This window comes from Pseudomonas sp. SJZ079 (assembly GCF_007993865.1).
Taxonomy (GTDB): Bacteria; Pseudomonadota; Gammaproteobacteria; order Pseudomonadales; family Pseudomonadaceae; genus Aquipseudomonas.
Genome location: NZ_VIUH01000001.1, coordinates 122196 through 135255, shown reverse-complemented (window position 1 = coordinate 135255; position 13060 = coordinate 122196). Strand labels below are relative to the sequence as shown.

The 13060-nt window shown below is 62.0% G+C and carries 11 protein-coding genes and 4 tRNA genes; 12 read left to right on the top strand and 3 right to left on the bottom strand.

The genetic code is table 11. The annotated features are described in order from the left end of the window. The first annotated feature begins 168 nt into the window (after window positions 1-168). Window positions 169-2184: an excinuclease ABC subunit UvrB gene (gene uvrB / locus FBY03_RS00510; protein ID WP_147170250.1), complete on the top strand. Its 2016-nt coding sequence runs from the start codon at window positions 169-171 to the stop codon at window positions 2182-2184. Between the two features lie 15 nt (window positions 2185-2199). Here the strand turns inward: uvrB and FBY03_RS00505 are convergent, their stop codons facing one another. Together FBY03_RS00505 and FBY03_RS00500 are read right to left on the bottom strand one after the other, a co-directional pair. Then, window positions 2200-3687 carry an MDR family MFS transporter gene (locus FBY03_RS00505; RefSeq protein WP_178090515.1) on the bottom strand — a complete coding sequence of 496 codons (1488 nt, stop codon included), beginning with the start codon at window positions 3685-3687 and terminating at the stop codon, window positions 2200-2202. A gap of 52 nt (window positions 3688-3739) precedes the next feature. Continuing rightward, the gene (locus FBY03_RS00500) at window positions 3740-4786 is read right to left on the bottom strand and encodes an HlyD family secretion protein (protein ID WP_147170247.1); all 1047 of its coding nucleotides are present in this window, start codon (window positions 4784-4786) and stop codon (window positions 3740-3742) included. Between the two features lie 104 nt (window positions 4787-4890). Here FBY03_RS00500 and FBY03_RS00495 point away from each other — a divergent pair, with 104 nt between their 5' ends. The 10 genes from FBY03_RS00495 to FBY03_RS00450 all read left to right on the top strand — a co-directional run bounded on the left by FBY03_RS00495 (window position 4891) and on the right by FBY03_RS00450 (window position 11621). Next, window positions 4891-5811: a LysR family transcriptional regulator gene (locus tag FBY03_RS00495; RefSeq protein WP_147170245.1), complete on the top strand. Its 921-nt coding sequence runs from the start codon at window positions 4891-4893 to the stop codon at window positions 5809-5811. 31 nt (window positions 5812-5842) lie between these two features. Further along, window positions 5843-7324, top strand: coding sequence for a glutamate--tRNA ligase (gene gltX, locus FBY03_RS00490; protein WP_147170243.1), 1482 nt, complete (start codon window positions 5843-5845; stop codon window positions 7322-7324). 147 nt (window positions 7325-7471) lie between these two features. Next, window positions 7472-7547: transfer RNA gene (locus FBY03_RS00485), tRNA-Ala, on the top strand. Between the two features lie 66 nt (window positions 7548-7613). Beyond that, window positions 7614-7689: transfer RNA gene (locus FBY03_RS00480), tRNA-Glu, on the top strand. Between the two features lie 49 nt (window positions 7690-7738). After that, window positions 7739-7814, top strand: a tRNA-Ala gene (locus FBY03_RS00475). 48 nt (window positions 7815-7862) lie between these two features. Continuing rightward, window positions 7863-7938: transfer RNA gene (locus tag FBY03_RS00470), tRNA-Glu, on the top strand. A 174-nt stretch (window positions 7939-8112) separates the two neighbouring features. Continuing rightward, on the top strand, window positions 8113-8652 hold the full coding sequence (locus FBY03_RS00465) for a TetR/AcrR family transcriptional regulator (protein WP_147170241.1): 540 nt from the start codon (window positions 8113-8115) through the stop codon (window positions 8650-8652). 24 nt (window positions 8653-8676) lie between these two features. Further along, the gene (locus FBY03_RS00460) at window positions 8677-9516 is read left to right on the top strand and encodes an alpha/beta fold hydrolase (RefSeq protein WP_147170239.1); all 840 of its coding nucleotides are present in this window, start codon (window positions 8677-8679) and stop codon (window positions 9514-9516) included. A gap of 472 nt (window positions 9517-9988) precedes the next feature. After that, the gene (locus FBY03_RS00455; protein WP_147170237.1) at window positions 9989-10438 is read left to right on the top strand and encodes a thioesterase family protein; all 450 of its coding nucleotides are present in this window, start codon (window positions 9989-9991) and stop codon (window positions 10436-10438) included. A 199-nt stretch (window positions 10439-10637) separates the two neighbouring features. Further along, window positions 10638-11621, top strand: coding sequence for a tRNA-dihydrouridine synthase (locus FBY03_RS00450; RefSeq protein WP_147170236.1), 984 nt, complete (start codon window positions 10638-10640; stop codon window positions 11619-11621). Window positions 11622-11736: 115 nt separating this feature from the next. Here FBY03_RS00450 and FBY03_RS00445 read toward each other — a convergent pair whose 3' ends face one another. After that, complete coding sequence (locus FBY03_RS00445) at window positions 11737-12483, bottom strand: SDR family oxidoreductase (protein ID WP_147170234.1); 747 nt, start codon at window positions 12481-12483, stop codon at window positions 11737-11739. A 128-nt stretch (window positions 12484-12611) separates the two neighbouring features. Between FBY03_RS00445 and FBY03_RS00440 the strand changes: the two genes are divergently transcribed. Continuing rightward, the gene (locus tag FBY03_RS00440) at window positions 12612-13058 is read left to right on the top strand and encodes an Hsp20 family protein (RefSeq protein WP_147170233.1); all 447 of its coding nucleotides are present in this window, start codon (window positions 12612-12614) and stop codon (window positions 13056-13058) included. Window positions 13059-13060: the final 2 nt, after the last annotated feature.

Here is a 13060-nt window from a genome sequence, read left to right as displayed (position 1 = left end):
GAGCGGTGGATAAGCATGCAACACCTTGCTACGACAGGGGCTAGGGGTTGCATAAATGGGCCGTTAGTATAGCGAGCCGGGTCGCGTGTCGCGACAGCGTGGACTCGCTTTTCACCGGGTTTGACGTAGGCTGTCAGGCTGCGTCACAACCGCTTGTCGAGGTTAGTCATGTCCGAGTTTCAACTGGTCACCCGTTTTCAGCCTGCCGGCGATCAACCGGAGGCGATTCGGCAAATGGTCGAGGGCCTGGAAGCGGGTTTGTCGCACCAGACCCTGCTTGGCGTGACGGGCTCCGGCAAGACCTTCAGCATCGCCAACGTGATCGCCCAGATTCAGCGTCCGACCCTGGTGTTGGCGCCGAACAAGACCCTGGCCGCGCAGCTGTACGGCGAGTTCAAGAGCTTCTTCCCGAACAACGCGGTGGAGTATTTCGTTTCCTACTACGACTACTACCAGCCCGAGGCTTATGTACCGTCGTCCGACACCTTCATCGAGAAGGACGCCTCGATCAACGATCACATCGAGCAGATGCGTTTGTCGGCGACCAAGGCGCTGCTGGAACGGCCGGATGCGATCATCGTCACCACGGTGTCCTGCATCTATGGTCTGGGCAGCCCCGAGTCCTACCTGAAGATGGTGTTGCACGTCGATCGTGGCGACAAGATGGATCAGCGCGACTTGCTGCGTCGCCTGGCCGACCTGCAGTACAGCCGTAACGACATGGATTTCGCCCGGGCCACCTTTCGCGTCCGCGGCGATGTGATCGACATTTTCCCGGCCGAATCGGACCTGGAAGCCATCCGCATCGAGCTGTTCGATGACGAGGTGGAGAGCCTGTCGGCCTTCGATCCGTTGACCGGCGAGGTGATCCGCAAGCTGCCGCGCTTCACCTTCTACCCGAAGAGTCACTACGTCACCCCGCGCGAGACCCTGCTGGAGGCCGTGGACAAGATCAAGGTGGAGCTGGCTGAACGTCTGGAGTACCTGCGCGGCAACGGTCGCCTGGTGGAGGCGCAGCGCCTGGAACAGCGTACCCGCTTCGATCTGGAGATGATTCTCGAGCTGGGCTATTGCAACGGTATCGAAAACTATTCGCGCTATCTATCCGGGCGCGGCCCCGGCGAGGCGCCGCCGACCCTCTACGATTACCTGCCGGACAAGGCGCTGTTGGTGATCGACGAATCCCACGTCAGCGTGCCTCAGGTCGGCGCCATGTACAAAGGCGACCGTTCACGCAAGGAAACCCTGGTGGAGTACGGTTTCCGCCTGCCGTCGGCCCTGGACAATCGACCGATGCGCTTCGATGAGTGGGAAAACGCCAGCCCGCAGACCATCTTCGTCTCAGCCACGCCAGGCAACTATGAAGCCGAGCACGCCGGCCGGGTCATAGAGCAGTTGGTGCGACCCACCGGGTTGGTCGACCCACAGATCGAGGTGCGGCCAGCGCTGACTCAGGTCGATGACCTGCTTTCGGAGATTCACAAGCGCGTCGCGATAGAGGAACGGGTGCTGGTTACCACTCTGACCAAGCGCATGGCCGAGGATTTGACCGATTACCTGGCGGACCACGGGGTCAGGGTGCGTTACCTGCATTCGGATATCGACACGGTGGAGCGGGTCGAGATCATCCGCGACCTGCGCATCGGCGCCTTCGACGTGCTGGTGGGGATCAACCTGCTGCGCGAAGGTCTGGATATGCCTGAGGTGTCGCTGGTGGCGATTCTCGATGCGGACAAGGAAGGTTTCCTGCGCTCCGAGCGCTCGTTGATCCAGACCATCGGCCGCGCCGCGCGTAACCTCAATGGCCGGGCGATCCTCTATGCCGACCGCATGACCGGCTCGATGGAGCGTGCCATCGGCGAGACCGAGCGGCGGCGCAATAAGCAGATCGCCTTCAATCAGGCGAATGGGATCGTGCCCAAGGGCGTGTTCAAGGACGTCCAGGATATTCTCGAAGGGGCCACGGTGCCTGGTTCACGCAGCAAGAAGCGCAAGGGCATGGCCAAGGCGGCGGAAGAAAGTGCGCGCTACGAGAACGAATTACGCTCGCCGAGCGAGATCAGCAAGCGCATTCGCCAGTTGGAGGAGAAGATGTACCAGCTGGCACGCGACCTGGAGTTCGAGGCAGCGGCGCAGATGCGCGATGACATTCACAAGCTGCGCGAACGCTTGCTGCAGGTCTGATTCTTGTGCGCTGGCTCAGTGCGCGGCGCCGCCCGTGGCGCCAGCGGGTAAGCGTCGAGTTAGCAGTACGGCGAGCATGCTGATGCCGAGGGCGATGCCAATCCAGTGGAAGGCGTCGTTGTAGGCCATGATCGCCGCCTGTTGATGGGCAATTTCGCTGAGTTTGCCCAGCGCCGCCTGCTGGCTACCGAGCGTGTCGGTAAGCAGCGCCAGGCGTTCGGCGACCTGCGGGTTGCTCGGCACCAGCGACTCGCGCAGGTAGTCGAAATACACCTTTGCGCGGCTGTCGAGCAAGGTGGCCAGCAGGGCGATGCCGATGGCGCCCCCGAGGTTGCGCAGGATGTTGAACAGGCTGGAGGCCGAACCGGCATCCTGCGGCTGGATGTAGACCGTGGCGATCAGCGAGATGGTCACCATCACCAGCGGTTGGCCGAGGGCGCGGATGATTTGAATATGGTTGAACTGTTCGCCGGCGAAGTCCGGGTTGAGCACGCCGGAGGCGAAACTGGCCGCGCCGAACAGGCCGAAGCCCAAGGCGCAGAGCAGTTTGGGCGACACCACCTTCATCAGCAGCGGCACCAGCGGAATCAGGAATAGCTGCGGCACGCCCATCCACATGATCACCTCGCCGATCTGCAAGGCGTTGTAACCCTGGATTTGCGCCAGGTACAGCGGCAGCACATAGATCGAGCCGTACAGGCCCATGCCCAGGCCGACGCTGGAAATACTCGACAGGCCGAAGTTGCGCTCACGCAGCACGCCGAGGTTGATCAGCGGATTGGGGCGCGACACCTGCAGGATGACGAACAGCACCAGGCTGATCGCCGCGATGCTGCCGAGTCCGGCGATCAGGCTGGATTCCAGCCAGTCTTTGCGGTGACCTTCTTCAAGGAACACCTGCAGGCAGCCTAGCCCCAGTCCGAGGGTGAGGATGCCGGCATAGTCGGTGCTTTTCAGCAGCTCCCAGTGCGGTGCCTTCTTTTCCAGGCCGTAGAGCAGGCCGGCGATCATCAGCAGGCCGGGCGGCACGTTGATATAGAAGATGTATTCCCAGCCGAAGTTCTCGGTCAGCCAGCCACCCAGGCTGGGTCCGATCGAGGGAGCGAAGGTCGCGGTCAGGGCGAACAGGGCCATGCCTTTGGCGCGATGCTGCTCCGGCAGCTTGATCAGCGTCAGGGTGAAGGCCAGCGGAATCAGCGCGCCGCCGGTAAAGCCTTGTAGGGCGCGGAACAGGATCATGCTCTCCAGGCTCCAGGCCAGCGAGCAGAGCAGGGATGAGGCGAGAAAACCGATCGACACCCAGACCGCCAGGCGCCGCGCCGAGAGCAGCTGCACCAGCCAGGCGGTCAAGGGGATCATGATGATCTCGGCGACCAGGTAGGAGGTGGAGATCCACGAGCCTTCCTCCAGGGTGGCGGACAGCGCGCCCTGGATGTCCTTCAGCGAGGCATTGGTGATCTGGATATCCAGCACCGCCATGAACGCGCCGAGCATGGCGCTCATTACTGCAATCCAGTCGCGTCGGCTGGGTTCGCCGGTCGGGCGGATCAGGGCATCAGCTGCCACGCTGATCAGCCGTGATGTCGACCTTGACCTCTACCGACATGCCAGGACGGATCTGCCCCTTGAGCGGGTTATCCGTGGCAAAGGTCAGTTTGACCGGGATGCGTTGCACCACCTTGGTGAAGTTGCCGGTGGCGTTGTCGGGTGGCAGCAGGCTGAATTGTGCGCCTGATGCGGCGAACAGGCTGTCGACCTGCGCCTCTATGGGCGTATCGGGGAAGCTGTCGAAGATCAGTTCGGCTTTTTGCCCTGCCTGCATGCGGCCGATTTGGGTTTCCTTGAAGTTGGCCTGAATCCAGATGTCCTGGTCCGGCACCAACGACAGCAGGTAGGCGCCGCTTTGCACGTATTGGCCGTTGCGCGCGGCACGCTGGCCGATAAAGCCGCTGATGGGTGCATGAATTTCGGTGCGGGTGAGGTTGAGGTCAGCTTGTCCCAGGTCGGTGCGGGCGCTTGTGATCTGCGCTTCGAGGCGCTTGACTTCAGCTTCCAGGGTACTGATCTGCTGGCGCTGGGCTTGCAAGTCGGCTTGCGCCTTGGCCACCTGTGAATGGGCCACGCGGCTGTCGGCGGCGAGGCTGGTGACCCGCTCCTCGGACACGTAGCCAGGCTTGCGCAGGGTTTGCGCGCGCGACAGATCGATTTGCGTGCGACCCAGGTTGGCCTGGCTCGCGGAGACGTCGGCCTGGCTTGCGGTAATCAGGCTGCCCTGCTGCTGCAGTTTGCTCTGGGCCTGGGCCAGTTCGGCCTCGCGGGTCGCCAGGGTGGCCTGGGCGCGCTGGCGTGCCAGCTGAAAGTCGGCGGCTTCGAGTACGGCCAGCAGTTCGCCCTGTTCTACGTGCTGGTTGTCCTGCACCAACACCTTATCGACGCGCGCGCTGAGCTGACTGGACACGCGGGTGATCTCGCCTTGGACGTAGGCGTTGTCGGTGCTTTCGAGAAAGCGCCCGACCAACAGCCAGTGAGCGAATAGCGTTGCGGCGATCAGGCCGAGCACGGCTAAGAAGACAAACAGGCGGCGTTTCAATTGTGCAGGCATGACGGGGCTCGGAGCTCGGGCAAAGTGACAGCGAATTTAGCAGTGTTCCTTTCACGCCTGTAGCCAGTAGACTTCAGAAACTTTGTTGCTTATAGGGAACAATCATGGGGCTGGATGATGCGCTGATCTTTACCCGCGTGGTCGAGTGCCACAGTTTTACCCAGGCAGCCCAGGGCCTGGGTATGCAGAAGTCCACGGTCAGTCGGCGGATTGCCTTGCTGGAGGAGCGTCTGGGTGTGCGTTTGCTCAATCGCACCACGCGCAAGCTGCGTCTGACCGAGGTCGGTCAGGCGTATTACGAGCGCTGCCGGCAGATCATGCTCGATTTCGCCGAGGCCGAGCAGGCGGTCATGCAGCTGCAGCAGGAACCGTCCGGATTGTTGCGCATCACCGCGCCGATCGAGTTTGGTCAGCTGTTCCTCGGCCGGGTGCTGGGTAACTTCATGCGCCAGTACCCGCAGATCAGCGCCGAAGTGGAGCTGACCTCAAGGCATGTCGATCCGGTCGAGGAGGGCGTGGACATCGTCATCCTGGTCGGCCAGCCACAGGACTCCACCCTGATCGCTCGCAAGCTGTTCGAGACGGGGCGACGCCTGTGCGCCAGCCCGGCTTATCTGGCGGCACATGGCTGTCCGCGTACTGTGGCCGAGTTGGTTGGGCATAGGGCGATTCTCTTGCCCCAGGACTCGCCGCGTTACTGGCCCTTGCTCGATGAGCACATAGCCTGTCAGCGGGTATTGTCGTGCAACAACATCACCCTGGCCCGCGAAGCGGCATTGGCGGGTGCGGGGATCGCCGGGTTGCCGGTCATGATCAGCGAGCAGGCGGTGCAAAGCGGACGCCTGGTCGAGCTGTTGCCCGAGGCGCGTCTGCCGATTGGCGAGTTGTATGCGGTCTATCCTTCCAGGCGGTTCCAGGCGATGAAGGTGAAGACTTTCCTCGATTTCCTGATGAGCAGTCTGCCGGTCGAAGAGGGGCGCCTGCTGGAGCCCACGGCGGCGCGCCTGTTAATATCGGCGCCTTGATTTCACCTCGTTTCGATTTTTGAGAGCCGCCATGACCACCGTCCGTACTCGTATCGCGCCGTCGCCTACCGGTGATCCGCACGTAGGCACCGCCTATATCGCTCTGTTCAACCTGTGTTTTGCTCGCCAGCACGGTGGTGAATTCATCCTGCGTATCGAAGACACCGATCAGTTGCGTTCGACCCGCGAGTCGGAACAGCAGATCTACGACGCCTTGCGTTGGCTGGGTATCGAATGGAGTGAAGGCCCGGATGTCGGCGGTCCGCACGGCCCGTATCGGCAGAGTGAGCGCGGCCATATCTACAAGCAGTACAGCGCCGAACTGGTGGAAAAGGGTCACGCCTTCCATTGCTTCTGCAGTGCCGAGCGCCTGGACCAGCTGCGCGCCGAGCAGATGGAAGCCAAGCAGACCCCGCGCTACGACGGCCATTGCATGCACCTTCCGGCTGCCGAGGTAGAGCAGCGTCTGAGCGCCGGCGAACCCAATGTGGTGCGCATGAAAGTGCCGACCGAGGGTGTGTGTGTGGTACCGGACATGCTCCGTGGCGAGGTGGAGATTCCCTGGGATCGCATGGACATGCAGGTGCTGATGAAGACCGATGGCCTGCCGACCTACTTCCTGGCCAACGTGGTCGATGACCACCTGATGGGCATCACCCACGTGTTGCGCGGCGAGGAATGGTTGCCCTCGGCGCCCAAACTGATCCTGCTCTACGAGTACTTTGGCTGGGACAAGCCACAGCTGTGTTACATGCCGCTGTTGCGCAATCCCGACAAGAGCAAGCTGTCCAAGCGCAAGAACCCGACCTCGATCACCTTCTACGAGCGTATGGGCTACCTGCCCCAGGCGATGCTCAACTACCTCGGACGGATGGGCTGGTCGATGCCTGGCGAACGCGAGAAGTTCAGCCTCGACGAGATGATCGAACACTTCGATATCCAGCGGGTATCGCTCGGCGGGCCCATTTTCGACCTGGAAAAATTGTCCTGGCTGAATGGTCAGTGGATGCGCGAACTGAGCGTCGAGGCGTTTGCCGCGGGCGCGCAGCAGTGGGCATTCAACTCGGACTACATGATGAAGATCGCCCCGCACGTACAGGGGCGGGTCGAGACCTTCAGTCAGATCGCCCCGCTGGCCGGCTTCTTCTTTTCTGGCGGCCTGACCCTGGACGCCAAGCTGTTCGAGCACAAGAAACTCTCGGCCGATCAGGTGCGTCAGTTGATGCAGTTGATCCTGTGGAAGCTGGAAGCGTTGCGTCAGTGGGAAAAGGACCGGATCACCGGCTGCATCCAGGCGGTGGTCGAGCATCTTGAGCTGAAACTGCGCGATGCCATGCCGCTGATGTTCGCTGCAGTGACCGGTCAAGCCAGCTCGGTATCGGTGCTCGATGCCATGGAAATTATCGGTCCGGATATCACCCGCTTCCGCCTGCGCCAGGCCATCGAACTGCTCGGTGGCGTCTCGAAGAAAGAAAACAAAGAGTGGGAAAAACTCCTGGCGGCGATTGCCTGATCGGCGCTCCGCCGGCAGTCGACTGTGTTCGGCTGTCGGTGGAATAGGGTAAGTGGTTGTTCTGTCAGCAGAAAGAATCTGCTTAGTGACTAAAATGTTGTTGACAGGGGTGGGGCGCGCTCTTAACATGCGCCCCGTCCTTGAGATGGGGCTATAGCTCAGCTGGGAGAGCGCTTGCATGGCATGCAAGAGGTCGACGGTTCGATCCCGTCTAGCTCCACCAATCTCAAAGCCGAAAGGCTTGCCACAGTCAGCTCAATGAGTTGGCTGAGTTTTGAAGGGTATCTGCGTCCCCTTCGTCTAGTGGCCTAGGACACCGCCCTTTCACGGCGGTAACAGGGGTTCGAGTCCCCTAGGGGACGCCATTTTCCAGCCGCAGTGCTTCGGCATTGTGCGTCGAGAGACATTAAATCCGGGGCTATAGCTCAGCTGGGAGAGCGCTTGCATGGCATGCAAGAGGTCGACGGTTCGATCCCGTCTAGCTCCACCAATTCCACGACAGGCCAGCCGCGCGCTGGCCTTGTTCTTCGAAGGTTTCGTCCCCTTCGTCTAGTGGCCTAGGACACCGCCCTTTCACGGCGGTAACAGGGGTTCGAGTCCCCTAGGGGACGCCATTTTTACCCGTCTTACGGGTTTTTTAAGGGTCACTCTTTACGGAGTGGCCCTTTTGTTTTTTCTGCCGCCTATTTTCCTTGAAAGTGCTCAGCCGACCAGCGGTAGACGTTTTCGCTTGCTTAAAATTATTACGAGCATAATATTTCAATCGTAATATTTTTTCGGAGGCGAGCATGAGCGACAAGAAGGCGCAAACCCGTGAGCGCATCCTCAGTGCGGCCACTGCTGCGTTGGTTCAGCGCGGTCCGGCCGAGCCGAGCGTCGGTGAGGTGATGGGGGCTGCCGGGCTGACCGTGGGTGGCTTCTACGCACACTTCGAGAGTAAGGATGCCTTGATGCTGGAGGCGTTTCGGCAGTTGCTCGGTCGGCGCCGGGAGTTGATGGAGCAGTTGGATAGCGACTTGCCGGCACGCGAGCGGCGGACCTTGATGGCGGCGTTCTATCTATCGCGCAAGCACCGCGATACCACCGAGCAAGGTTGTCCATTGCCCAGTTCACTGAGCGAGCTGGTGCGGCTACCCGAAGCGTTTCGCGCGGCCTTGGCCGAACACCTGGAGCTGATGGTGGCGGAGTTGGCGGCGAGTCCGGAGGAGGCGCCCAGCGTGCTCGCCGATATTGCGTTGATGGTTGGTGGTCTGGCGCTGGCGCGGGCGTTGGGGCCCGGTGAGTTGTCTGACCGCGTTCTGCGTGCGGCGAAGTCGGCAATCGTTTGAGACAATCGGTTGAGGAGAAGGGCAATGAGCAACTTGAACTGGGTTCGTGGATTCAACGCCACCGTCGGTTGGGTGGCCCCTCATGCGGTGGCGAGCAAGATGCGCCGCGAATTTATGACGCCGCGGACGTTGCCGCCGCGTGACTGGGAACTACCGCTGTTGGCCAGGTCGGAGCGGGTCACGTTGCGCTTCGGGCTCTCGGCCTTACGCTGGGGTAGTGGCCCGACCGTGCTGCTGATGCATGGCTGGGAGGGGCGGCCGACGCAGTTTGCCGGGCTGATCGATGCGCTGGTGCAGGCCGGCTACGGGGTGATCGCGCTGGACGCGCCGGCGCATGGTCATTCGCCGGGACGTGAGGCGAATGTGGTGCTATTCGCTCGCGCGCTGCTCGAAGCGGCCGCCGAGTTGCCGCCGCTCAAGGCGGTGATCGGGCACTCGATGGGCGGTGCTAGTGCATTGTTGGCCACTCAGTTGGGGCTGCGGGCCGAGGCGGTGGTCAGTATTGCCGCGCCGAGTCGGATCCTCACCATGTTGCGGCGTTTTGCCCGCTACATGGGGTTGCCGGAACAGGCGAGAGCACAGTTCGTGCGTTTGGTCGAGGAGAAGGCCGGTATGCCCGCCGGGCAGCTCGATGTAACGCGTTATCAGTTGGATTTTCCGGGATTGATCGTGCATGCCGTGGATGATCCAGTGGTGCCGTTCAGTGAAGCCGAGGCGATTCATGAGGCCTGGTTCGACAGCCAGCTGTTGCGCGTAGAAACTGGCGGACATCGTAAGATCCTGGCCGATCCGAGCCTGCAGCAGGCGGTGCTGCAGTTGCTCGGCGAGCTGCGCCATGCTCCACAGCGTGCGGTGGCGTCTTAGCTGTCCGCTCGATTGTGCCTAGCTAGCGCCCTGGCTCACAGGAGGGGCGGGTCGGCCCGGTGCAGCCGTTTCGCGCTGTCCGGGTCGCTGCCAATGTCGCTATTAAGGCCCAGGCTGAGACGCTAGTCGTTCAGAGGGGCGCGGCTGCAGCCTGGGCTGGCGCCTGCTTGCGCATGGCTGCAGCGTTCCGGTATCGACCGGGCAAGGGCGTGACCCTGCCGAATCTTCGTTGGTTCGTCAGCGTTAGCCTGGAGTTGCTCGGCGGTCACGGCCTAGAATTGTTCGCGCGTCGTAGACTGCCAGCGCATGATTCGAGGCCTCAGGTTCGCGTGCGTGAGCCTGACAACGCAAGCGTACAATAGATGCATTGGCCCAGGCTGGTCGGCATGCAGTGCCTTTCCGTGCTGGGGCTTGAATTAGCCTGTCGGTGGTGCAGCCTTGCCAGTTGGTATGCAGCTTGGAGCAATTAGGAATGAGTTGGGATCTTGTTAATCCATTTGTTATCGACCTCAGCGTCAGTGCCGATGACATCGACGGTCTGGGTCACGCCAATAACGCGGTGTATGTCAGTTGGCTGGAGCGCTGCGCTTGGCGGCATTCGCAATACCTGGGATTGGATTTGACTGAGTATCGCCGGCTTGATCGCGCCATGGCGGTACTCCGGCATGAGATCGACTATCTGGCCAGTGCCTATGAGGATCAGGAGTTGCAAATGGCCACCTGGATCGTCGAGTCGGATCAGCGTTTGAAAATGGATCGGCGGTTCCAGCTGGTGCGCCCGGAGGATGGTATGACCTTGCTGCGCGCCAAGACCACCTTCGTCTGCATCGAGTTGTCCAGCGGCAAGCCCAAACGCATGCCGAGCGAGTTCATCGAAGGTTACGGACGCGCGCTGCAGTCGCCGTTTCCGATGGAGCTCTAATCCGACAGCGGGAGGCGAAGCGGCGCGTTGGTATTGAATGCCCCGCTATCTTTGGTGAGTCCGTGGCCTGCTCAGGCTGGCAGGCTATGGTCGAGTACGCCTTGATCGCAGCAGTTCGCGCGCACCAGGCGCGTGTCGAGCATTTCATCCGCAGCGCTGCACCGCGTACACTACGCGCCGTTTTTTCGAGAGTGTAGCTATGCAGATTGCCCTGGCACCCATGGAGGGTTTGGTCGACGAGATCCTCCGTGATGTGCTGACGCGGGTAGGTGGTATCGACTGGTGCGTGACCGAATTTATCCGGGTGACCGAACGGGTGCAGCCGGCCACGACCTACCAGAAACTCGCTCCGGAATTGTTCAGCGCAGCGCAGACGGCGGCCGGGACGCCGCTGCGCGTGCAGTTTCTCGGTTCCGACCCGCAATGCCTGGCAGATAACGCGGCGTTTGCCTGCACCCTCGGCGCGCCGGTGATCGACCTCAACTTCGGCTGCCCGGCCAAGACCGTGAACAAGTCACGCGGCGGTGCGGTGCTGCTGAAGGAGCCGGAGTTGCTGCATGCCATCGTGCGTGAAGTACGGCGCACGGTTCCGGCCGCCATTCCGGTCACCGCCAAGATGCGTCTGGGCTTCGATCATAAAGACTATGCCCTGGAGTGCGCGCAGGCCTTGGCCGAGGGCGGCGCCGGGCAACTGGTGGTACATGCGCGGACCAAGGTCGAGGGCTATAAGCCACCGGCACACTGGGAGTGGGTGGCGCGGGTGCAGGAGGCGGTCAAGGTGCCGGTGTTCGCCAATGGCGAGATCTGGAGTCTGGACGACTGGCGGCGCTGCCGTGAAGTCAGTGGCGTCGAGGACATCATGCTCGGGCGTGGCCTGGTGGCGCGCCCGGATCTGGCCCGGCAGATTGCCGCGGCGCGGGCCGGGCAGCCAGTTATCGAGATGGATTGGGTCGAGTTTAAACCCTTGCTCGCCGACTTCTGGCAGCAGGCCCGGCGCAAGATATCGCCGCGTTATGCGCCGGGGCGCTTGAAGCAATGGTTGGCGATGTTGACCCGCAGCTACCCGCAGGCAGTCGAACTGTTCGGCCTGCTACGGCGGGAGAACGATTGCAGTCGTATTGACGCGCTGCTCGGTGTCGAGGTTCCGGTTGGTCTGGATCGGGAGCAGCTTATCGGCGCTTGACCCCGCGCAGTCTGACGAGCCGCAACGGCTGCAGCATCTCGCGTGCTGGGGTGGGGCGGACGAGATCCGCCTAAGAGGCTGGGTTCAGGCGTTCGATGAGCGTTGGCGCTCGAGCTCAGCGCCCGCCGCTGACATCCAGCAGCGCGCCACTGGTGTAGGAGGCGTGCTCGCTGGCCAGCCAGAGAATCGCCTGGGCAACTTCCTCGGCGCGCCCGCCGCGCCCCATGGGGACGCTCTGGCTGACCCGTGCCACCCGTGCGGGTTCACCGCCACTGGCGTGGATCTCGGTGTCGATCACCCCGGGTCGTACCGCATTCACCCGAATCCCTTCCGCCGCGACTTCCTTGGCCAGCCCCAGGGTCAGGCTGTCGATGGCGCCCTTGGCCGCCGCGTAGTCGATGTATTCGCCGGGCGCGCCGAGGCGAGCGGCCACCGACGACAGGTTGATGATGACCCCGCCGCGTCCGCCATGCCGAGTCGACATGCGTTTCACCGCTTCGCGGGCACAGAAGAAGCTGCCGAATACATTGGCGCCGAACACCCGCTGCAGGCGCGCGCCGTCCATCTGCTCCAGGCGCATCTGTTGTTCCAGCATACCGGCGTTGTTGACCAGTACATCGAGGCGGCCGAAGTGTTGGTCGAGGGTGGCGAACAGCCGTTGCACCTGGAGTTCGTCGGCCACATCGGCCTGCACCGCGATGGCAAGGCCGCCTGCGTCGACGATTTCCGCAACCAGAGTCTCGGCGGCTTGCCGTTGCTGGCGGTAGTTAAGGCACAGGGCGTAGCCCTGGGCGGCGGCCAGCCTGGCGGTGGCGGCACCGATGCCGCGGCTGGCCCCGGTGATCAGCATGACTTTGTCCATCGACGCTCTCCCTGTAAGCAGATTTTGCAGGCGCTTGAAATCTTTTCGGCTAACCACATGTTCAGTCCTGCGGGGCGCCGAAGTCGGGTCTCGCGATGAACCACTCGCTGCAATTCAGGAGACTACCCATGAGTACTGCATTTTCCATGACCCCGCTGTTCCGCCAGTCGATTGGCTTCGATCGCTTCAATGACCTGTTTGAGTCGGCGATGCGCAACGAGTCCGGCAGCAGCTACCCGCCGTATAACGTCGAGAAGCATGCCGATGACCAGTACCGTATCGTCATCGCTGCTGCCGGTTTTCAGGAGGACGATCTGGAGCTTCATGTTGAACGCGGCGTATTGACCATCAGCGGAGGCAAGCAGGCTAACGGCGCGGAAAACGTTACCTACCTGTATCAGGGCATTGCCCGGCGCGCATTCAAACTGTCATTCCGCTTGGCCGACCATATTGAAGTCAAGGCTGCCAGCCTGGTCAATGGCCTGCTCAATATCGATCTGCTGCGCATCGTTCCGGAAGAGGCCAAGGCCAAGCGCATCCCGATCAATGCTCTGCGCACCGCGCAGGCGAGCTAAGC

Coding starts and splice junctions, on each gene's coding strand:
- FBY03_RS00505 (WP_178090515.1), bottom strand. CDS start 3,687: ATGAGCGCCATGCTCGGCGCGTTCATGGCGGTGCTGGATATCCAGATC.
- FBY03_RS00445 (WP_147170234.1), bottom strand. CDS start 12,483: ATGGACAAAGTCATGCTGATCACCGGGGCCAGCCGCGGCATCGGTGCC.
- FBY03_RS00450 (WP_147170236.1), top strand. CDS start 10,638: ATGCAGATTGCCCTGGCACCCATGGAGGGTTTGGTCGACGAGATCCTC.
- gltX (WP_147170243.1), top strand. CDS start 5,843: ATGACCACCGTCCGTACTCGTATCGCGCCGTCGCCTACCGGTGATCCG.
- FBY03_RS00455 (WP_147170237.1), top strand. CDS start 9,989: ATGAGTTGGGATCTTGTTAATCCATTTGTTATCGACCTCAGCGTCAGT.
- FBY03_RS00500 (WP_147170247.1), bottom strand. CDS start 4,786: ATGCCTGCACAATTGAAACGCCGCCTGTTTGTCTTCTTAGCCGTGCTC.
- FBY03_RS00465 (WP_147170241.1), top strand. CDS start 8,113: ATGAGCGACAAGAAGGCGCAAACCCGTGAGCGCATCCTCAGTGCGGCC.
- FBY03_RS00440 (WP_147170233.1), top strand. CDS start 12,612: ATGAGTACTGCATTTTCCATGACCCCGCTGTTCCGCCAGTCGATTGGC.
- uvrB (WP_147170250.1), top strand. CDS start 169: ATGTCCGAGTTTCAACTGGTCACCCGTTTTCAGCCTGCCGGCGATCAA.
- FBY03_RS00460 (WP_147170239.1), top strand. CDS start 8,677: ATGAGCAACTTGAACTGGGTTCGTGGATTCAACGCCACCGTCGGTTGG.
- FBY03_RS00495 (WP_147170245.1), top strand. CDS start 4,891: ATGGGGCTGGATGATGCGCTGATCTTTACCCGCGTGGTCGAGTGCCAC.